The organism is Blastococcus sp. TBT05-19 (genome assembly GCF_003319095.1).
In the GTDB taxonomy this organism is placed as follows: Bacteria; Actinomycetota; Actinomycetes; order Mycobacteriales; family Geodermatophilaceae; genus Blastococcus.
Genome location: NZ_QOHI01000001.1, coordinates 300,195 through 320,198, shown reverse-complemented (window position 1 = coordinate 320,198; position 20,004 = coordinate 300,195). Strand labels below are relative to the sequence as shown.

Genomic DNA, 20,004 nt, shown 5'->3' with positions numbered 1-20,004 from the left:
CTCCGAGCCGGTCACGGCGATCAGCCGGCGGTGACCGGGGCGGCCTTCGCCGCCGTCTTCTTCGCGGTGGTCTTCTTCGCGGCGGTCTTCTTGGCCGTCGTCTTCTTCGCGGCCTTCTTCTTCTTCGCCGGACCCGCGGCCCGGCGGTCGGCCAGCAGCTCGGCCGCGCGCTCGATGGTGATCGACTCGACGTCGTCACCCTTGCGCAGGCTGGCGTTGGTCTCGCCGTCGGTCACGTAGGGCCCGAACCGGCCCTCGCGCACGGTGACCACGCCCTGGGTGACCGGGTCGGGACCCAGCTCCTTGAGCGGGGCCTTGGCCGCGGCCCGCCCGCGCTGCTTGGGCTGGGCGAAGATCGCCAGCGCCTCGTCGAGGGTCACCGTGAACAGCCGGTCCTCGCTCTCCAGCGAGCGCGAGTCGGTGCCCTTCTTGATGTAGGGCCCGTACCGGCCGTTCAGCGCCTGGATCTCCTCGCCGTCCGGCGTGGCACCGATGGTGCGCGGCAGGGTGAGGAGCTTGAGGGCGTCCTCGATCGTGAGCGTCTCCGGCTTCATCGAGGAGAACAGGCTCGCGGTGCGCGGGGACTCCTTGCTGTCCTCGGGCACGACCGTGGTGACGTAGGGGCCGTAGCGGCCGGCCTTGACCACGATCGGGTGGCCGGACTCCGGGTCGGTGCCGAGCTCGCGGTCGCCGGACGGCGCCTCCAGCAGCTCGCGCACCTTCTCCTCGGTGAGCTCGTCGGGCGCGATGTCCTCGGGGATGCTGACGCGTCCGCCGTCCTCACCGGCCTGCAGGTAGGGGCCGTAGCGGCCGACCCGGGCCACGACGGGCTGACCGTCGGGGCTGGTGGCGCGCAGCGGGATCGAGTTCACCCCGCGGGCGTCGATCTCCTCGAGGCGCTGGCCGATGACCTGCTTGAGGCCGCCGGACTCGGCGATGGCGCCGGCGTGCCGGCCCTCGCCACCGAAGTAGAACTCGGTGAGCCAGTCGACCCGGCCCAGCGTGCCGCCGGCGATCTCGTCGAGCTCGGCCTCCAGGGAAGCGGTGAAGTCGTAGTCGACCAGCTGGGCGAAGTGCTGCTCCAGCAGGTTCGTGACGGCGAACGCGATGAAGGAGGGCACCATCGCGTTGCCCTTCTTCCAGACGTACCCGCGGTCCTGGATCGTCTGCATGATCGAGGCGAACGTCGACGGACGGCCGATGCCCAGCTCCTCCAGCCGCGCCACGAGGCTCGGCTCGGTGTAGCGCGACGGCGGCTGGGTGGTGTGGCCCTTGGCGTCCAGCGCCTGGGTGTCGAGCTGCTGCCCGCGCTCCAGGCGGGGCAGCCGGCGCTCGGCGTCGTCGCTGCCGTGGTCGTCGTCGCCGTCCTTCTGCGCACCCTCGTCGCGGGACTCGACGTAGGCGCGGAGGAACCCGGGGAAGGTGATCGTGCGCCCCGACGCGGTGAACTCGACGGCCTCGTCGGTCGCGCTGCGGCCGGCGAGGCGGACGCTCACGGTCTGGCCGACGGCGTCGGCCATCTGCGAAGCGACCGTCCGCTGCCAGATCAGCTCGTAGAGCCGGAACTCGTCGCGGGCCAGGCCGGCGGCGAGCTGGCCGGGGGTGCGGAAGCTGTCGCCGGCGGGGCGGATGGCCTCGTGCGCCTCCTGGGCGCCCTTGGACTTCTTCGCGTAGCGGCGCGCCTCGGCCGGCACGTAGGCGTCGCCGTAGAGCTCGCGGGCCTGCTGGCGGGCGGCGTTGATCGCCTCCTGCGACAGGTTCGTCGAGTCGGTGCGCATGTAGGTGATGTGGCCGTTCTCGTACAGCCGCTGGGCCACCCGCATCGTCTGCGCCGAGGACCAGCCGAGCTTGCGGCCGGCCTCCATCTGCAGCGTGGAGGTGGTGAAGGGGGCGTACGGACGACGGCGGTAGGGCTTCTCGTCGACGCGGCTGACGCTGACCTGGCGGCCCTCGAGCCGGGCGGCCAGGCCCCGGGCGCCGGCCTCGTCGAGGTGCACGACGTCGCCGGTGACGCGACCGGTGGAGGCGTCGAAGTCCTTGCCGGTGGCGACCCGGCTGTCGTCCACGCTGACCAGCTTGGCGCGGACCGTCGTCGGCTCGCCCTCGTCGGCGCCGGCGGACTTGCCGGGGACGGCGAAGGTGCCCTCCAGCGACCAGTAGTCGGCGGAGTGGAAGTTCATCCGCTCGCGCTCGCGCTCCACGACGATGCGCGTGGCCACGGACTGGACGCGGCCGGCCGACAGCTTCGGCAGGACCTTCTTCCACAGGACCGGGCTGACCTCGTAGCCGTAGAGCCGGTCGAGGATGCGGCGGGTCTCCTGCGCGTCGACCAGGTGCGTGTCGAGCTCGCGGGGGTTGGCGACGGCGCGGGCGATGGCCTCGGGGGTGATCTCGTGGAAGACCATCCGGCGCACCGGGACGCGCGGCTTGAGGGTGTCGATCAGGTGCCAGGCGATGGCCTCGCCCTCGCGGTCCTCATCTGTCGCGAGGTAGATCTCGCTGGCCTGCTTCACCAGCTGCTTGAGGCGGGTCACCTGCTGCTTGCGGTCGGGGCTGACCACGTACAGCGGCTCGAAGGAGTTGTCGACGTCGACACCGAGGCGGGCCCACGCGGCGCCCTTGTGCTCGGCCGGGACGTCGGCGGCGTTGCGCGGCAGGTCGCGGATGTGCCCGACGCTGGCCTCGACGACGTAGCCGCTGCCCAGGTAGCCGGCGATCTTGTTCGCCTTGGTCGGCGACTCGACGATGACCAGCGGCCGTCCCCCGGGCGCGGCCGCGCTCCGGCGGGTCGGCTTCTTGGCCGCGCCGTCGGTGGTCGGGTCGCTCTCGGTTCCGGTCTGCGTGGTCTTCGTAGGCACGTGACTCCTGTCGGTGGTGCTGAGGTGGTGCGGGCGCGGCGCTCGCGCCCGGGCCTGGCGACCCGGGTGCACCGGTCCCGGGGCCGGGGCCGGTCGGACGCCACCGCGGAACGCCCCTCGGCGGGCCACGGTAAGCCACCCCCGCGCCGGGGCGCCGGGGGCGACCCTCCGTGGGCGCGCCGTCACCCCGACAAACGTGGATGCTGCGCCCGTGTTCCCGGGGCGCCAAGAGCGCGTCCCGCCAAGGGGTCAGACTCACCGACCTGCGGAGTTCCTCCCGGGCCGCGGCGATCCGATCCGCGGGCGACCGCGACGTGTCGGGCGCTCACTGCGGCTCCTCGGTGAACGGCTCGGTCACCCACTCGTCCGACACGTCCCCGCGCTCGGCGAGGAACCCGCGCGGCAGGCTGCGCAGGGGCAGCAGGTCGGGGAACCGCTCGAAGACGTGCTCGGTGTGCACGGTCACCATCGAGCCGGCGTCGTCGATGGTGTTGCAGAGGAAGTCCCACGACCCGTCGGCGTGGTGCACCACCAGCCGGACCGGCTCCATGCCGCCCAGGACGAACGTCGACACGATGGACAGCTCCGGCCCCGGGGAACCCACGACGGCAGGCTAGGCCGGCGGATCAGCCGACCCGTCCGGCCAGGGACGCCTGGTCCGGCGCCGCGGCCACCTCGCCGACGACGACCGACCGCCGCTTGGAGACGACGACCGCCGCGACGATGACGGCCAGCGCGGCGACGGCGAGCCCCACGCGCAGCCCGGTGTTCGCGTCCTCCCCCACCGACAACGAGACGATGGCCGGCGCGATGAGCAGCGCGACCAGGTTCATCACCTTGATCAGGGGGTTGATGGCCGGGCCGGCGGTGTCCTTGAACGGGTCGCCCACGGTGTCGCCGATGACGGTCGCCGCGTGCGCCTCGCTGCCCTTCCCGCCGTGCTCGCCGTCCTCCACCATCTTCTTGGCGTTGTCCCAGGCGCCGCCGGAGTTGGCGAGGAAGACCGCCATCAGCGTGCCGGCGGCGATGGCGCCCACCAGGTACGCGGCCAGCGGGCCGATGCCCAGGCCGAACCCGACCGCCACGGGGGCCAGCACCGCCAGGAGCCCCGGGGTCGCCAGCTCGCGCAGCGAGTCCTTCGTGCAGATGTCGACGACGGCGCCGTAGTCCGGGCGCTCGGCGAACGTCATGATCCCGGGGCGGGTGCGGAACTGCTCCCGCACCTCGAACACGACCCGGCCGGCTGCCCGGGACACCGCGCTGATCGCCAGCCCGGAGAAGAGGAAGACCACGGCGGCGCCGAGGATCGCGCCCACCACGTTGTTCGGGTTGACCAGGCTGAAGGCGTCGCCGAGCGAGGCGCCGGCGTCGTCGAGGGCGACGGCGATCTGCGCGTTGTAGGACCCGAAGAGCGCGGTGGCGGCGAGCACCGCGGTCGCGATCGCGATGCCCTTGGTGATCGCCTTGGTGGTGTTGCCGACGGCGTCGAGGTCGGTGAGCACCCGGGCGCCGTTCTCGTCGATGTCGCCCGACATCTCCGCGATGCCCTGGGCGTTGTCGCTGACCGGGCCGAAGGTGTCCATGGAGACGATGACGCCGGCGGTGGTGAGCAGACCGCAGCCGGCCAGCGCCACGGCGTAGAGAGCAGCCCCGCCGCCGATCAGGAAGGCCCCGTAGACCGCACCGCCGATGAGCAGCGCGGCGTAGACGGCGGACTCCAGGCCGAGCGAGATGCCCGACAGGATCACCGTCGCCGGGCCGGTCAGCGAGCTGCGGCCGACGTCCTTCACCGGCTTGCGGGTGGTCTCGGTGAAGTAGCCGGTGAGCTGCTGGATGGCCGCGGCGAGCACGACCCCGACCAGCACCGAGACGAAGCCGAGCACCTGCGGGCTGACCGGCAGGTCGTCCACGTCGTCGCCCACACCGGGCAGCACGCTGAAGGAGGCGACGGCCACCAGCACCAGGGAGACGACGGCGGAGACGAAGAAGCCGCGGTTGATCGGCGCCAGGCCGCTGCCGTCGTCCGCCGAGGGCCGGGTCGCCAGGATGCCGGCGACCGAGGCGACCACCCCGATCGCGGCCACCACCAGGGGGAAGACCATGCCGACCGGGCCGAAGAAGACCTGCCCCAGGATCAGCGCGGCGACCAGGGTGACCGCGTAGGACTCGAAGAGGTCGGCGGCCATGCCCGCGCAGTCGCCGACGTTGTCGCCCACGTTGTCGGCGATCGTGGCAGCGTTGCGCGGATCGTCCTCGGGGATGCCGGCCTCGACCTTGCCCACGAGGTCGGCGCCGACGTCGGCGGCCTTGGTGAAGATGCCGCCGCCGACGCGCATGAACATGGCCAGCAGCGCGCCGCCGAAGCCGAAGCCCTCGAGCACCACCGGGGCGGTCTCGTCGAAGAGCAGCAGCGCCAGCGCTGCTCCGAACAGGCCGAGCCCGACGGTGATCATCCCGACGACCCCGCCGGTGCGGTAGGCGATGCGGAACGACGGCAGGTACCCACCGGCGTTGGCCGCGGCCGCCACCCGGACGTTGCCGCGGGTGGCCAGGGTCATCCCGATGAAGCCGACGAGCGCGGAGAAGGTCGCGCCGACGAGGAAGAACACCGCCCGGCCCACCCGGGTCCCCCAGCCGCCGTCGGCGACCGGGAGGACGAGCAGCAGCAGGAACACGATGACGGCGAAGACCGCCAGCGTCCGGAACTGCCGTCTCAGGTAGGCCGCCGCCCCCTCCTGCACCGCGCGGGCGATGTCCCGCATCTTCTCCGTGCCCTGGCCGGCGGCCGTGACGGCCCGCACCAGGTAGGCGGCGAAGACCAGGGCCGCGAGGGAGATGACGAGGATGACGGCGACCAGCGCCATCTCCCCGCCGGACAGGGAGCTGTCGGGCATGGGTCCTCCAGGCGTCGGCGGCCGCCCGGGAGGCGCCGGTGCTCCCCGGTGCGGCGGAGGTCGGCGTCCCGTCCCCGACCAGTACGGGCCGGGTCCGGAACGGCGCGAAGTGTAAGCGAGATCACACCTGCGGTGTCCGTCTCGCGCGCTCCCTTCGCGGGCCGGGTCGACGGCGCCTTGCGCGGGGGTGTGACAGTGGGGAGGTGACCACGCTCCACCCGGTCCGGTCGGCTCCCCCTCCCGGCACGGACGACCGGTCCGAGGGCGGCGCGATCGCGGTCCCGCCCGGCGGGGAGCTGCTGGAGGCCCTGCTCGCGGGAGCGGCGGAGGACGAGCAGCCGGTCACCCACGTGCACCACCTGCCGGTGCGCGAGAGCCGCACCGCCGGCTGGCCGGAGTGGGTCGAGGACGGGCTGCGCGAGCGCCTGGTCGCCCGCGGCGTCCGCGCCCCGTACTCCCACCAGATCGCCGCGGCGCAGACCGCCCGCGAGGGGCGGCACGTCGTCGTCGCCACCGGGACGGCGTCGGGGAAGTCGCTGGCCTACCAGCTCCCGGCGCTGACGAGGCTGGCCGAGGACCCGCGCGCCTGCGTGCTCTACCTGGCACCGACCAAAGCGCTGGCCCGCGACCAGCTCGCCTCGGTCGCCGAGCTGGCCGATCCCTCGGTGCGGCCGGCCGCCTACGACGGCGACACCCCGGCCGAGGAGCGCGACTGGGTCCGGCGGCACTCGCGCTGGATCGTCACCAACCCCGACATGCTGCACCGCGGGATCCTGCCGGCCCACCAGCGCTGGTCGAGCACGCTGCGCCGGGTCGCCTACGTCGTGATCGACGAGTGCCACGCCTACCGCGGGGTCTTCGGCTCGCACGTCGGCCACGTGCTGCGCCGGCTGCGGCGGATCTGCCGCCGCTACGGCGCCGAGCCGGTGTTCGTCCTGGCCTCGGCCACCGTCGCCGACCCTGCCGCGGCCGCCACCCGGCTGGTCGGCGAGGACGTCGTCGCCGTCACCGAGGACGGGTCGCCGCGCCCGGGCGCCACCTTCGCGCTGTGGGAGCCGCCGCTGACCGAGCGGACCGGTGAGCACGGGGCGCCGCTGCGCCGCTCGGCCGCCGCCGACGCCGCCGGGCTGCTCGCCGACCTGGTGGAGCGGGGCGCCCGCACGCTGGCGTTCGTCCGCTCGCGCCGCAGCGCGGAGTCGGTCGCCGACCAGGCCCGCCGGTTGCTGGCCGACCGTGGCCGGGGCGACCTGGCCCGCCGGGTGGACTCCTACCGGGGCGGCTACCTGCCCGAGGAGCGCCGCGAGCTGGAGCGGGCGCTGTCGTCGGGCGCCCTGCTCGGCGTGGCCACCACCAACGCGCTCGAGCTGGGCATCGACATCGCCGGTCTCGACGCCGTGGTCCTCGCCGGCTACCCGGGCACGCTGGCCTCGCTGTGGCAGCAGGCCGGCCGGGCCGGGCGGGCGCAGCGGGAGTCCCTGGTCGTCTTCGTCGCCCGCGACGACCCGCTGGACCACTACCTCGCCCACCACCCGCGGGCGGTGTTCGGCCGCCCGATCGAGGCCACGGTCACCGATCCGGCGAACCCGTACGTGCTGGGCCCCCAGCTGTGCTGCGCCGCCGCCGAGATGCCGCTGGTCCCTGCCGACCTGGCCGACTTCGGCGGACCGGTGGCCGAGGCGCAGATCGAGGAGCTGGTGGCCGCCGGGCAGCTGCGCCGGCGCCCGACCGGCTGGTACTGGGCCGGGCGGGGCCGGCCCGACGTGGACATCCGCGGCAGCGGCGACGAGCCGGTGGCGATCATCGAGGCCGACACCGGCCGGCTGCTGGGCACCGTCGACGGCGGGGCCGCGCACTCGACCGTGCACGAGGGCGCCCTCTACGTGCACCGCGGGGACACCTTCGTCGTCGACGAGTTCGACGTCGAGGACGCCTGCGCCGTCGTGCACCCCGACAGCCCCGACTGGACGACGGTGGCGCGCGACATCACCGACCTCGCGATCGTCTCGATCGAGCAGACCCGCGGCCTGGGCGCCGTCACCGCGCACACCGGGGTGGTCGACGTGACCAACCAGGTCGTCGCCTACCAGCGGCGGCGGCTGGGCTCCGGCGAGGTGCTGGCCGAGTTCCCGCTCGACCTGCCGCCGCGCCAGCTGCGCACCAAGGCCGTGTGGCTGACCCTGGACTCCCGCGCGGTCCAGCGGGCCGACGTGGGCGACGCGGAGCTCCCCGGCTCGCTGCACGCCGCCGAGCACGCGGCGATCGGCATCCTGCCGCTGCTGGCCACCTGCGACCGCTGGGACCTCGGCGGGCTCTCGACCGCGGTGCACCCCGACACCGGGACGGCGGCGATCTTCGTCTACGACGGGCACCCAGGCGGGGCCGGCTTCTCCGAGCGCGGGTACGCCGCACTCCGCCGGTGGCTGCAGGCGACCCGGGCGACGGTGGCCAGCTGCGAGTGCGAGAGCGGGTGCCCGTCGTGCGTGCAGTCGCCCAAGTGCGGCAACGGCAACGACCCGCTGGACAAGGCCGGCGCCGTGCGGGTGCTCGACGTCGTCCTGGACGAGCTCGCCGCCGCCGAGGCGGCCGGGCCGAACGTGGTCGCCGAGATCGAGGACGCCCCCGCTGCCCCGGACGCGGAAACCGCCGACGTCGACGAGGACGAGGACGAGCTGGTCTTCTGAGCCGCTCACGGCGGAACCGGTCCGGCCCGGGCCAGGCCGACGGCCTCGTGCTCGCCCAGCCGCCCCAGCGGAACGGCGACGCGGACCTCCACGGCGACGACCGATCCGGGCTCCACGCGGCAGCGGGTCAGCTCGGCGCCGTTGGCTCCGGCGATCTCCGCCGCGGTGGCGCACGGTTCCGGATCGCCGACGACCGCGCGCCCCGCCGCCGCCAGCGCGGCCAGGTCCGCGGCCGTGCCCGCACGGTGCCGGGCGACCACGGCGAGGCCGACCACGACCGCCGCCGCGGCGACCGTGACCAGCACAACCGACAGGGCGAGCACCCACACCGTCGCCGATCCCCGCTCGCTCCTCATCCGCCCGGCACCGCCCCCGGCTCGCGCGCGGCCACCGCGTCGGCCTCGACCGTGATCCGCCAGGGCAGCGGTCCCAGCGGCGAGATGTCGGCCGTCACCGTCACCCAGACGTCGCCGTCGGTGCTCGTGACCTCCGTGCGGGCACCCGCCGGGGCCGCGCGCCCGGCCCGGTCGACGACCGTCGCCACCTCCTCGCCGCGTGCCGCCGCCCGGGCCCCCTCCCGGGCGGCGTCGACGCAGCGGAGCTGGGCGCCCACCACCGTCACGGCCGCGACCGCGCCGACGAGCACCAGCATCAGGACGGGCAGGACGACCGCGGTCTCGGCGGTGACCATCCCGGCCTCGCCGCGCCGCACCGAGGGGCGGTGCCCCGCTCGACGGCCCACGGCTCAGGACAGCGTCGCGAGCGCCCGGTCGACCAGGTCGGTCAGCCCGGTGACGATGGAGTCGCCGGAGACGACCCGGTAGAGCACGGCGGCGAAGGCGCACGCCGCCACCGTGCCGACGGCGTACTCCGCGGTGCTCATGCCCGCCTCTCCCGCGGCCCGCAGCCGCGCCCACCGGCCGGTCGGGGGTGCGTGCTCGGGCTCGGCCGGGTCGGTGTCGGGAACGGTCGGGTCTGCGGTCATGGAGTCCTCCTCGATCGGGCCCCGGTGGGGCGGTGCACCGAGCCTCGGCGCGGAGCTGGCCGGGTCCCAGGGCTGGGCGGCATCTGTGGAGCGGGCCGCAGGCTGTGGACGCCTCACCCGAGGACGTCGCCGGCGATGCCGAGGACGAGCGGCACGACACCGAGGCAGACGAAGGCGGGGAGGAAGCAGAGCCCGAGCGGCGCCAGCACCCACACCCCGGCCCGCTGGACCTCTGCCTGCGCCTGCGCCCGGGCCGCCGAGCGCGTCTCCTCCGCCAGCGCCCGCAGCGCCGGCACCGCGGCGGCGCCTGACTCCCCCGCCCGTACGAGCGCGCGGGCGAGACCGGCGAGCTCGGCCGGCTGGTCCGCCCACGCCCGGCGGAGTTCCGCCCCCATCCGGTGCAGCCCGGCCACGCCGCGCAATCGCCGTCCGAGCGGGCCGGGCACCGCGCCGGCCACCGCGGACAGCGCTCCGGCGACCGGCAGACCGGCGGTCAGGCAGGCGGCCAGGAGCTCGCACGCGGCGGGCAGCTCCCGCAGCAGGTCCGCCCGCTCCGCGGCGGCCTCGTCGGGGGTGGCCGCCCGCAGCAGCCGCTCCCCCGCCACGGTGACGACGACGGCGGCGCTCGCGCCCGCCGCGCCACCGAGCAGGAGGCCGGCCGCGAGCCCCGCCGCCCCGGCCAGCAGCCACCGCCGACGAGGACCGGCGCTTCCGGGGACGGCGGGCTCGCGGGAGCGGGCTAGGCCGTGGACCCGCGCCCGCACGACGACGGAGCCCGGCACCCACACCACCACGGCGACGGCGAGCAGCAGCACCGGCAGCGCCGCGCTCATCGCCCGATCCTGCGGACCAGCCGGCCGGTCCAGGCGATCCCGGCGGCCTCGAGCACGACCCCGACCACCAGCAGCACCTGCCCGGTGCCGGTGCCGGTGAGCACCTGCCACGGGTCCGCGCCGACCCCGCTGCCCATCGCCAGCCCCAGCAGCGGCAGCCCGGCCAGCAGGCGTGCGCTGGCCCGCGGTCCGGCCGTGGCCACCAGGAGCTCCCGGCGACGCCGTTGCCGGGCGCGCAGGTCGTCCTCGACCGCCGACACGACGGCGGCCAGGGAGCAGCCGGTGCGGGCGCTCAACGCGACCGCCGCCGACAGCCGGTCCAGCGCCGCCGCCATCCCGTCGGCGGGGGCCTCGATCCCGTCGACGGCCGTTCCCGGGACGCGGACGGCCCGGACCAGCGCATCGGCGACGGCCCGGTCCGAGCAGTCGGCGACCGCACCGCGCACCGCTTCCTCCAGCGTCCGGCCCGCCCGCAGCTCGGCGGCGAGCGCAGCCAGGACCTCGGTGAGGGTGAGCAGCCGGGCGTCGGCGACCGCGGCCGCGCGGCGGGTCCGCCACCCGCTCGCCGCGAGGGCCGCGCAGCCGGCGGCCAGCAGCGCCACGAGGCCGGTGCTCAGCAGCGCCGCCGCGCCTCCGGCGAGCGCCGCGGCAGCGACCGGCAACGGCACCGACCGCGTCTCCGGACGGTCAGGACCGGGCACCACGCGCCGCATCCGCCGGCGGAGGACCGTGCGACCGTCCGGCCACAGCAGGACCGCTCCGGCCACCGCCAGCAGTGCCGGGGTCACGGACCGGCCAGCAGGCGCATGAGGGCGTCGGCCGCCGGGCACGGGCTCCCGTCGGCCCGCCAACCCGGCTCCACGACCACGGGGTCGCCCCGGCGGCGCAGCAGCCCGATCTCCTCCACCCGCCGTCCGGTCGGCCCCCGGCGCAGGTGCACGACCACGTCGAGGGCCGCGGCGGCCTGGCTGTGCACCGCTGCCCGGCCCAGGCCGGCGGCCACCCCGAGCGCCTCCAGCCGGGCGGGCACCTCCGACGAGCGGTTGGCGTGCAGCGTGCCGCACCCGCCGTCGTGCCCGGTGTTGAGCGCGGCGAGGAGGTCGACCACCTCCGCGCCGCGCACCTCGCCCACCACCAGCCGGTCGGGCCGCATGCGCAGGGCCTGCCGCACCAGGTCGCGCAGGCCCACCGCGCCCGCGCCCTCGACGTTGGCCGGCCGGGTCAGCAGCCGCACCACATGCGGGTGCTGAGGGGTCAGCTCGGCGGCGTCCTCGCACAGCAGCAACCGCTCGCCCGGACCGACCTCGCCGAGCAGCGCCGACAGCAACGTCGTCTTGCCCGAGCCGGTGCCCCCGGTGACCAGGAAGGCGAGCCGGCGATCGACCACGGCCCGCAGCAGCGCTCCGCTCCCGCCGGGCAGCGTGCCGTGCTCCTCCAGCTCGGCGAGCGACCGCGAGCAGCGCCGGAGCACGCGCAGCGAGAGGCAGGTCCCTCCACCGGAGACCGGCGGCAGGACCGCGTGCAGCCGGGTCCCGTCCGGGAGCCCGACGTCGACCCACGGGGCGGCGTCGTCGAGCCGGCGCCCCGCGGAGCCGGCCAGCCGGACCGCCAGCCGGCGCACCGCCTCGTCGTCGGGGAAGCCGACGTCCGGCACCCGTTCGAGCCCGGCTCCGCGGTCGACCCACACCTGGTCCGGGCCGTTGACGAGGACGTCGGTCACGCCGGGCAGCCGCAGCAGCGCCTCGAGCGGCCCGGCACCGGCGAGCTCGTCGACCGCGTCGCGCACGGCCAGCAGCACGTCGGCGTCCCCGAGCAGACCACCGGCTTCCTCGCGCACCAGCGCCGCGACCCCCGCCCGGGAGAGGGATCCCTCCTCGACGGCGAGCCGGGCCCGCACCCGGTCGAGCAGCGAGGGCGCGCTCACCCGGCGACCTCGTCGAGCACCCGGCGCGCCAGCGCCCCCAGGACCGACCGCGGTCCCGTTCCCGGTGGCTGCCCGCGTTCTCCCCGCACCATCACCGCCCGGTCGTGCGGGAGCTCCCCCACCACCGGGCAGCCGACCACCTCCGCGACGTCGTCGGGACCGAGGCCACCGGGGAAGGTCCGCACGACCAGCCGGGCCGCCGACCAGGGCGTCCCGCCCGCGGTGACCAGCAGCCGCGCCGCGGACGCCGCGCGCAGGCGGGCCGGCACCACCAGCAGCGCGAGATCGGCGTCGGCCAGCACCGTGCGGGTGCCCTCCCCTGGGCCCTCGGGCCCCGGCCGCGGGAGGTCGACGACGACCGGACGCCCGGTGCCGCGGGCGGCGTCCACGACCGCGGTGAGCGCCTCGGCGGGCACGGGTGCGGGGTGCTCGCGGTCCGCGGTGAGCAGGTGCACCCCCGCCACCTCGGGCAGGGCGGCGAGCAGCGCCTCCCCCGCCACGCGCCCGCGCAGCCCGAGCAGATCCGGCCAGCGCAGCCCTTCGGCCCGCTCGGCACCGACCAGCAGGTCCAGCCCGCCGCCCCACACGTCGGCGTCGACCAGCACGGCGCCGTCGGAGGCGGCCAGCGCCACCGCGCCGGCCACGGTGCTGGCACCCGCCCCACCGCACGCGGCGCCGACGGCCACCAGCGGCCCGCGCGCGACGGGCGTGCGGACCGCCGCAGCGGAGCGGGCCAGAAGCCACGACTCGTCGGCCGGCAGCACGGCCACCCGCTCGGCGCCCACCTCGACGGCGGCGGCCCACTCGGCGGCCGGCAGCTCCCCGGCGGTGACGACGACGACCCCCGGGCGGCGCGGCAGCGCCCGCAGCACGCCGGTGGCCAGCGCATCGGCACCGACGAGGACCAGCGGCGCGTCCCGGTAGGCCCGCCGCAGCGCCGGGCCACCGGCGGCGCGCTCGGCCTCGGTGCCGGCCGCCGCCAGCACCCTCAGCAGGTCGTCGAGCAGGTCCTCGTCGGAGCTGACGACCAGCGGGCGGGACGGCGGTGGTGAGAGCACTTCCCGAGCCCACCGCGGGACGACCGAGCACCGCCACGGCCGCGGCGCAACTGTGGATCACCCCGTCGGGTGTGGAAAGCGGTCCAGAAAGATCGCCGGCCTGCCGATCCAGCTACCGTGACTGCTGTGACGCGCTCAGCTGCGTTCTTCGACCTGGACAAGACGGTCATCGCCAAGTCCAGCGCGCTCGCGTTCGGCCGCCCCTTCTTCCAGGGCGGGCTGATCAACCGCCGCGCCGTCCTCAAGTCCGCGTACGCCCAGTTCGTCTTCTCCCTCGCGGGCGCCGACGAGCAGCAGATGGAGCGGCTGCGCGCGCAGCTCACCGCCATGGTCACCGGCTGGAACGCCGCCGTCGTGCACGAGATCGTCCGAGAGACGCTGCACGAGATCGTCGAGCCGCTGGTCTACGCCGAGGCCGCCGACCTCATCGAGGAGCACCGGGCCGCCGGCCGCGAGATCGTCATCGTCTCCAGCAGCGGAGCCGAGATGGTCGAGCCGATCGGCGAGATGCTCGGCGTCGACCGCGTCGTCGCCACCCGGCTGGTCGTCGAGGACGGCCGGTACACCGGCGACATCGAGTTCTACGCCTACGGCGAGAACAAGGCCGAGGCCGTGCGCCGGCTGGCCGCCGAGGGCGGCTACGACCTCGCCGACTGCTACGCCTACAGCGACTCCGTCACCGATCTGCCGCTGCTGGCCGTCGTCGGCCACCCCACCGCCGTAAACCCCGACCGGGGGCTGCGCAAGGCCGCCCTGCAGCGGGGCTGGCCGGTGCTGCGCTTCGAGCGCCCGGTGAGCATCCGGTCCCGCTTCTCCACGCCCTCCACGCCGGTGGTCACCGGTGCGGCGATGGGCGTCGGTGCCGCCGTCGTCGGGCTGGCCTGGTACGCCCGGCACCGCGCGACACGCGCCGGTCTGCTGGGTCCCGCCGGTCCGGCGCCGGTTCCCGGCCGCCGTCGCCGCCGCGGCGCCTGAACCCTTCCCCCGACGTGCTCACCGTCGTCGCGGCGTGGCTCGCCGTGCTGGCCGTCTGCGCCGCCGCGGCGCTGTTCGGCCACAGCGCCCGCGTCAGCGACTCCCGTTCCGCGGCCGTGCAGCGGGCCGGTCTCTTCCTCTCCCGCGGCGGGCCGTGGCTCGCCGGCCTCGCTGCTGTCGGCGGAGGCGCGGCGACCGGCGCGTGGCTGCCCGCCGCGGCGCTCGGCGCTGTCGCGGTGACCGTGGTGGCCGTCCTTGGCCTGGGCCTGGCGCCGCACTGACGGGTCAGCCGCGGAGCTTGCTCTCGCAGATCGCCAGGCCCTCGAGGGCGCCGTGCTCGGTGGCCCGGCAGCAGTGCACCAGCCACGCGGCCAGGCCCTCGGGCGTCCCCGCCGCGTAGCCGGCGAGCGCCTCGTCGTAGGCCTCGCGACCGAGGTGGGTGAACCCGACCTCCGGAACCGAGACCGCCTTCGGGTCCAGCCCGCGGGTGATGAGGGTGAGCCGGGCGGCGGCCCGCGCGACGACGCCGTCGGCCACGCCGAAGGGCGCCAGCGCGGCGATCTCGCCGTGCACGAGGGCGGCCACGATCACGGCCGGGACGGCGGTCGAGGTGCCGGTGACCAGCGAGAACAGTCCCGACAGCCGCGGCCCGGCGTGCGCACCGGGGCGGCCGAGCGCGGCCGGGTCGGCGAGGTCGGCGGCGGCCAGCACGTGCAGCCGGGCGAGCACCTGCCCCGGCGCCTTGGGCCAGGTCTCCATCATCGAGCCCAGGCCGGCCGAGACCCGCAGCGCCCCCTGCACGACCGGGTCGGTCACCGAACCGGCGCGCAGCTCGCCCAGGGGGACGTCGACCCCGTCCAGGGCCGCGGAGGCGCGCGCCCCGCGGAGCGCCGACTCGATGCTCACCCCGGCCGACTCGCGCCGCAGCACCTTGTGACCCAGCAGCCGGTCCACGCCGTGCCGGGCGTCGTGGGCGGCGTCGCGCACACCGGGGAGGTCCAGCAGCGGGGCCAGCGGGTCCGGCGTGGCCGGGCGGGCGGCGGGACGGGCGGCGCCGGGACGGACGGGGATGCTCACGCGACGACGGTACGAGGCGCCCGCTGCCCGGCGTCAGGGCCCTGTCCTACAGTGCCTCCTGCCATGGCCTCCCCCATCACGTTGCTCCTGGTCCGCCACGGGCAGAGCGAGTGGAACGCGCAGGGCCTCATGCAGGGGCAGACGGCACACGTGCCGCTCACCGCCTTCGGCCACTCCCAGGCCGAGCTCGCCGCCGCCGAGCTGGCCGGGCTGGCGCCCGGCGTCCTCATCTCCAGCGACCTGCTGCGCGCCGTGCAGACCGCCGAGCACTGCGCCCGGGCGACCGGTCTGCCGATCGCTACGACACCCGCGCTGCGGGAGCAGGGGTACGGCGTGCTGGAGGGCCGCCCGTCCCGGGAGCTGTGGGACGTCGTCGACTGGACCGACCCGTCCTGGGCGGCCGAGGGCGGCGAGAGCCTGGCCGAGCTGCACGCCCGGGTGGCGGCGTTCCTCGGTCAGCTCTGCGCCGACCCCCCGGCCGACGTGGTCGCGCTGGTCACCCACGGCGACACGATCCGCGCCGCGCAGGCCGTGGTCGCCGGGCTCGGCGCCGACGCCATGCCCGCGGTCACGCCGCACAACGGATCGGTGACCCGCCTGGAGATCTGCGACTGAGGCGTCAGCGGCGGCGCAGCAGCCCGCCGACGATGCGGCCCAGGCCGCCGGCCGCCGGCGCAGGAACGCCGCGGCCCCGTCGCATGCCGCCGCGCGGTACCGCCCGGCCCGGGCGGGCGACCCCGCGGCCGCCCCTCGCTGCGTTCCGTGCGGTGCTCTCCGCCGTGCCCATCAGTCGTCCGAGGATGCTCATGGGAACTGTGTGCCCCTGATCACGGGGACCACCCGGCCGGCCGGGTGCAGCGCGGCGTGCCGTGACGGTGCGGTCCTCCGCGCTGCCGCTCAGCCAGCACAGGTCAGCTGCCGACCTCGACCAGGTCGATGACGAACACGAGGGTGGCGTCGCCCGGGATGGGGCCCTGGCCGCGCGGGCCGTAGCCGAGCTCGCTGGGGATGGTGACCGAGCGCCGGCCGCCCTCCTTCATCCCGGTGATGCCCTGGTCGAAGCCCTCGATGACCATGCCGGAACCGAGCTGCACGGGCAGCGTCTCGTCGTTCCCCCGGCTCCACGAGGAGTCGAACTCCTCGCCGGTCTCGTAGAACGCGCCGACGTACTTCACCGCCACCGTGCTGCCCACCTCGGCCTCGGCGCCGTCCCCGACCACGACGTCCTCGATCACCAGCTCCGTGGGCGGCTCCTCGTCCGACGCCGGGACCTCCGGCGCCGTCTGGAGGTCGGTGGTGATCTCGCCCGACGAGCTCGCCGAGCCCGAGCCAGAGCCGGAGCCGGAGGACGAGCCCTCGCCCTCCCCACAGGCGCTGAGCGGGAGGAGCAGGGAGAGCGCGAGGAGCGCCCCGGGCACGGTGCGGCGGGTCATGGGCCCATCGTCCCAGAGGCCCGGCAGAGGTCAGGCGGCCCCGAGCGCGTCGGCCATCCGGTGGTGCGCCACGGCCTCGTCCGGGCGGCTCAGCCGCTCCAGGGTGCGGGCCAGCGCCCGCCGGGCCCAGCCGTTGGACGGCGCGAGCTCGACCAGCCGGGTGAGCGACTCCTCGGCCCGCACCAGTTGCGCCGACCCGTAGTACGCGCGAGCCAGCAGCTCCAGCGCCGCCTCGTTGCGCGGCTCGGCGTCGACGACCGTCTGCAGGATGCGGGCGGCCTCGACGGGCTGGCCCATGCTGAAGAACAGGTCCGCCCGGAGGAACTCCGAGTGCATGTCGAGCTCGAACGGCTGCGTCATGGCGCCTGCAACGCAGCGGACCCGCGCGGGCTTCCCGGGCTCAGTCCTCCGGCTCGGGATACCTCGCGCCCGCGGCGAGCTCGGTCCCCTCCGCGATCCGCGCACGCCGGCCGACCAGCGCGATCTCACCGTCGCCACCCACCGAGGCTCCGGGGCCGACGTCCACGCCGTCGTCCAGCACCGCGCGGGTCACCGTGGCCCCCGCCCGCACCCGCACGCCGGGCAGCAGCACCGAGTCGAGGACCGTCGCCCCCCGCTCGACGACTACGCCCGGGGAGAGCACCGACCCACGTACGTTGCCCGACACCCGGGTGCCACCGGAGAGCAGGCTGTTCTCGATCTGCCCGTCGTCCAGCACGCGGGCGGCGCTGTGCCGCCCACCGCGGGTGTGCACCGGCCACTGCGGGTCGTCGAGGTCCAGCGGCGGCTCCTCGTCGAGGAACTCGCGGTGCGTGCGCCAGTAGGACTCGATGGTGCCGACGTCGCGCCAGTAGCCGTTCAGCGGATGGGCGCGAGCCAGGCCCTCCTGGGTCTGGGCCGGCAGCAGGTGGTCGCCGAGGTCCTCCAGGCCGTCCTCGCCGACGTCGCGGCTGAGCGCCTCCAGCCGGTCCAGCGTGGGCCCGGGCGCGAAGACGAACACCTCGTTGGTCGCCGTCGTCGTCGCCGGCTCGTCGGGCTTGTAGGCGTAGCCGGTCACCCGGTCGCCGTCGACCTCGACGATGCCGTAGCGGGCGGCGTCATCGGCCTCGACCTCCGTGGTCACCATCGTCACCTCGGCGCCGGAGCCCAGGTGGGCGTCGACGACGTCGCGGTAGTCCAGCTTGTAGACGGCGTCGGCGCTGACGACGACGAGCGCGTCGGGGGCGAACTGGCGGATGAGCTCGCTCTGCCGCCACAGGCCGTCGGCCGTGCCCTCGGTGAAGCCGCCGCGCTCGCTGCCCTGGAACGGCGGAAGCATCATCAGCCCGCCGGTGGTGCGGTCGAGGTCCCACGGCCGGCCGTTGGCGAGGTGCTCGTTGACCGACTGCGGCTGGTACTGCTCCGACACCCACACGTCGGCGATCGAGGAGTGCTGGCAGTTCGACAGCGGGAAGTCGATCAGCCGGTAGACGCCGGCGAACGGGACGGCGGGCTTGGCCCGCTGCTCGGTGAGCAGTTCCAGCCGCTTGCCCTTGCCACCGGCGAGCACGAGCACGAGGACCTTCGGGAGCGCCATGGCTCCCCCGCTACCCGCCCCCGGCGGGCCACACCCTCAGGCGGGCAGATCTCCGCCGGGGCCGGCGGCCTCGGCGAGCAGCTTCTCGCGCAGGTCGGCGGGGAGCCGGTCGACGTAGACGGTGCCGTCGAGGTGGTCGACCTCGTGCTGCAGGCAGCGGGCGGCCATGCCGGTGGCCTCGATCGACATCGGGCCGCCCTGCAGGTCCACGCCGTCGACCCGCGCCCGGAACGCGCGCGGCAGCTCGGCGTAGGGACCGGGCACCGAGAGGCAGCCCTCCTCCGTGACCTCCTCCGCGGGGTCGTCGCCCACCGGGTCGAGGACGGTCAGCACCGGGTTCACCACGTAGCCGACGACGTCCTCGCCGGCGGCGTCCGGGCAGTCGATGACGAACACCCGCGCGTCGACGCCGATCTGGTTGGCCGCGAGCCCCACGCCGTCGGCGGCCTCCATGCTGGCGAACATGTCGAGGACCAGCCGGCGCAGCCCGTCGTCGAAGGCGGTGACCTCGGCGCAGCGCCGGTGCAGGACCGGGTTGCTGCCGTAGGTGACGATCGGCCGGGCGACGCCGTCGTAACGGCCGAACAGACGCATGCCCGCAGATCCTAGGGACCGGCCCCGGGGGGCTTGGCAGGATGACGGGGTGCGCCGTCCCGTCCCCGGCACCGCCGCCGGCCTGGCCGTCGGCGTGCTCGCCGACCTGCTCCTCGCCGATCCGCGGTCGCACCACCCGGTCGCGGGCTTCGGGACGGCGGCCGCGGCACTGGAGCGCCGGCTCTGGCAGGACTCGCGCCCGGCCGGTGCGGTCTTCTGGCTGGTCCTCGTCGGGGGGACGGTGGCGGGAGGGACGGCGGCCGACCGCGCCACCCGGGGTCGCCCCGCGCTGCGCACCGCCCTCACCGCGGCGGCGACCTGGGCCGTGCTCGGCGGCACGTCGCTGGGCCAGGCGGCCGACCGGATGCACGAGGCGCTCGCGGCCGGGGACCTGGCCGCCGCCCGGGCGGTCCTGCCCAGCCTCGCCGGGCGCGACCCGAGCACGCTGGACGAGGCCGGACTCGTGCGGGCCACCGTCGAGTCGGTCGCCGAGAACACCTCCGATGCCGCCGTCGCACCGCTGTTCTGGGGCGCGGTCGCCGGGCTGCCCGGATTGCTCGGCTACCGCGCGGTGAACACCCTCGACGCGATGGTCGGGTACCGGTCGGCCCGCTACGCACGGTTCGGCTGGGCCGCCGCGCGCGCCGACGACGTCGCCAACTGGGTGCCGGCCCGGCTGACGGCGGCGCTCACCGTCGCGGTCGCCCCGCTGGCCGGCGGCTCGGCGGCCGGCGCCTGGCGGACGTGGCGACGGGACGGCGCCGCGCACCCGAGCCCGAACGCCGGCCGGTGCGAGGCCGCGCTGGCCGGCGCGCTCGGCATCCGGCTGGGGGGCCGCAACGTCTACGGCGGCCGGGTCGAGGACCGTCCTCCCCTCGGCGACGGGCCGGCGCCCGCCCGCGCGGACGTCGTCCGCGCCGTCCGGTTGTCGCGGTGGGTCTGGGTCCTCGCGGGCGCCCTGGCGGTCGCCGCGACGTCCCGCCCGGCAGATGCTGCGCGCCCCAGTTCCCGGACGTAGGGTCCGCGCATCGGAGCGACCGGTCCCACGGGGCCGGGGGTCGCCCCCGTCGAGAAGCCGGCGGGAGCTGCCTGCCGTCGCACGGCACGCCTCCTCCG

General features: G+C 75.9%; 20 protein-coding genes. 5 read left to right on the top strand and 15 right to left on the bottom strand.

Annotated features, from left to right (window positions below; translation table 11 throughout):
* Nucleotides 1–20 precede the first annotated feature (20 nt).
* From topA to DQ244_RS01525, 3 genes are all read right to left on the bottom strand, one after another.
* A complete protein-coding gene (topA, locus tag DQ244_RS01535; protein WP_113809719.1) occupies nt 21–2,858 on the bottom strand; it encodes a type I DNA topoisomerase in 2,838 nt (945 codons plus the stop codon).
* Nucleotides 2,859–3,183: 325 nt separating this feature from the next.
* Complete coding sequence (locus tag DQ244_RS19255) at nt 3,184–3,462, bottom strand: hypothetical protein (protein ID WP_158544443.1); 279 nt, start codon at nt 3,460–3,462, stop codon at nt 3,184–3,186.
* A 22-nt stretch (nt 3,463–3,484) separates the two neighbouring features.
* Complete coding sequence (locus tag DQ244_RS01525; protein WP_113809717.1) at nt 3,485–5,752, bottom strand: sodium-translocating pyrophosphatase; 2,268 nt, start codon at nt 5,750–5,752, stop codon at nt 3,485–3,487.
* Nucleotides 5,753–5,955: 203 nt separating this feature from the next.
* On the opposite strand from DQ244_RS01525, the gene DQ244_RS01520 reads away from it, so the two are divergent.
* Nucleotides 5,956–8,433: a DEAD/DEAH box helicase gene (locus tag DQ244_RS01520; RefSeq protein ID WP_233491102.1), complete on the top strand. Its 2,478-nt coding sequence runs from the start codon at nt 5,956–5,958 to the stop codon at nt 8,431–8,433.
* A 5-nt stretch (nt 8,434–8,438) separates the two neighbouring features.
* Here DQ244_RS01520 and DQ244_RS01515 read toward each other — a convergent pair whose 3' ends face one another.
* The 7 genes from DQ244_RS01515 to ssd all read right to left on the bottom strand — a co-directional run bounded on the left by DQ244_RS01515 (nt 8,439) and on the right by ssd (nt 13,233).
* Nucleotides 8,439–8,789, bottom strand: coding sequence for an Rv3654c family TadE-like protein (locus tag DQ244_RS01515; RefSeq protein ID WP_113809716.1), 351 nt, complete (start codon nt 8,787–8,789; stop codon nt 8,439–8,441).
* A complete protein-coding gene (locus DQ244_RS01510) occupies nt 8,786–9,175 on the bottom strand; it encodes a TadE family type IV pilus minor pilin (protein WP_233491101.1) in 390 nt (129 codons plus the stop codon). The genes DQ244_RS01515 and DQ244_RS01510 overlap by 4 nt, the downstream gene beginning before the upstream one ends.
* A 3-nt stretch (nt 9,176–9,178) precedes the next feature.
* Nucleotides 9,179–9,418, bottom strand: a complete 240-nt coding sequence (locus DQ244_RS01505; RefSeq protein ID WP_113809715.1) for a DUF4244 domain-containing protein — start codon at nt 9,416–9,418, stop codon at nt 9,179–9,181.
* Nucleotides 9,419–9,531: 113 nt separating this feature from the next.
* Nucleotides 9,532–10,251 carry a type II secretion system F family protein gene (locus DQ244_RS01500; protein ID WP_113809714.1) on the bottom strand — a complete coding sequence of 240 codons (720 nt, stop codon included), beginning with the start codon at nt 10,249–10,251 and terminating at the stop codon, nt 9,532–9,534.
* A complete protein-coding gene (locus DQ244_RS01495; RefSeq protein ID WP_113809713.1) occupies nt 10,248–11,039 on the bottom strand; it encodes a type II secretion system F family protein in 792 nt (263 codons plus the stop codon). Before DQ244_RS01495 ends, DQ244_RS01500 begins: the two co-directional genes overlap by 4 nt.
* Complete coding sequence (locus tag DQ244_RS01490; protein ID WP_113809712.1) at nt 11,036–12,175, bottom strand: TadA family conjugal transfer-associated ATPase; 1,140 nt, start codon at nt 12,173–12,175, stop codon at nt 11,036–11,038. The genes DQ244_RS01495 and DQ244_RS01490 overlap by 4 nt, the downstream gene beginning before the upstream one ends.
* On the bottom strand, nt 12,172–13,233 hold the full coding sequence (ssd, locus tag DQ244_RS01485; RefSeq protein ID WP_113809711.1) for a septum site-determining protein Ssd: 1,062 nt from the start codon (nt 13,231–13,233) through the stop codon (nt 12,172–12,174). The genes DQ244_RS01490 and ssd overlap by 4 nt, the downstream gene beginning before the upstream one ends.
* Before the next feature lie 126 nt (nt 13,234–13,359).
* On the opposite strand from ssd, the gene DQ244_RS01480 reads away from it, so the two are divergent.
* Both DQ244_RS01480 and DQ244_RS01475 read left to right on the top strand, forming a co-directional pair.
* On the top strand, nt 13,360–14,208 hold the full coding sequence (locus DQ244_RS01480; protein ID WP_113809710.1) for an HAD family phosphatase: 849 nt from the start codon (nt 13,360–13,362) through the stop codon (nt 14,206–14,208).
* 14 nt (nt 14,209–14,222) lie between these two features.
* Nucleotides 14,223–14,489: a hypothetical protein gene (locus DQ244_RS01475; protein WP_113809709.1), complete on the top strand. Its 267-nt coding sequence runs from the start codon at nt 14,223–14,225 to the stop codon at nt 14,487–14,489.
* Nucleotides 14,490–14,493: 4 nt separating this feature from the next.
* Here the strand turns inward: DQ244_RS01475 and DQ244_RS01470 are convergent, their stop codons facing one another.
* On the bottom strand, nt 14,494–15,285 hold the full coding sequence (locus tag DQ244_RS01470; RefSeq protein ID WP_113809708.1) for an oxidoreductase: 792 nt from the start codon (nt 15,283–15,285) through the stop codon (nt 14,494–14,496).
* A gap of 63 nt (nt 15,286–15,348) precedes the next feature.
* Here DQ244_RS01470 and DQ244_RS01465 point away from each other — a divergent pair, with 63 nt between their 5' ends.
* A complete protein-coding gene (locus tag DQ244_RS01465; RefSeq protein WP_113809707.1) occupies nt 15,349–15,900 on the top strand; it encodes a histidine phosphatase family protein in 552 nt (183 codons plus the stop codon).
* Between the two features lie 296 nt (nt 15,901–16,196).
* On the opposite strand, the gene DQ244_RS01455 is transcribed toward DQ244_RS01465, so the two are convergent.
* The 4 genes from DQ244_RS01455 to def are packed head-to-tail and all read right to left on the bottom strand — an operon-like array spanning nt 16,197 to nt 18,888.
* On the bottom strand, nt 16,197–16,718 hold the full coding sequence (locus DQ244_RS01455) for an FKBP-type peptidyl-prolyl cis-trans isomerase (protein WP_113809705.1): 522 nt from the start codon (nt 16,716–16,718) through the stop codon (nt 16,197–16,199).
* Nucleotides 16,719–16,748: 30 nt separating this feature from the next.
* On the bottom strand, nt 16,749–17,078 hold the full coding sequence (locus DQ244_RS01450) for a tetratricopeptide repeat protein (protein WP_113809704.1): 330 nt from the start codon (nt 17,076–17,078) through the stop codon (nt 16,749–16,751).
* A gap of 40 nt (nt 17,079–17,118) precedes the next feature.
* Complete coding sequence (locus DQ244_RS01445) at nt 17,119–18,294, bottom strand: glucose-1-phosphate adenylyltransferase family protein (RefSeq protein WP_113809703.1); 1,176 nt, start codon at nt 18,292–18,294, stop codon at nt 17,119–17,121.
* A 36-nt stretch (nt 18,295–18,330) separates the two neighbouring features.
* Nucleotides 18,331–18,888, bottom strand: a complete 558-nt coding sequence (def, locus tag DQ244_RS01440) for a peptide deformylase (RefSeq protein ID WP_113809702.1) — start codon at nt 18,886–18,888, stop codon at nt 18,331–18,333.
* Between the two features lie 49 nt (nt 18,889–18,937).
* Here def and DQ244_RS01435 point away from each other — a divergent pair, with 49 nt between their 5' ends.
* Complete coding sequence (locus DQ244_RS01435; protein ID WP_233491100.1) at nt 18,938–19,906, top strand: cobalamin biosynthesis protein; 969 nt, start codon at nt 18,938–18,940, stop codon at nt 19,904–19,906.
* Nucleotides 19,907–20,004: the final 98 nt, after the last annotated feature.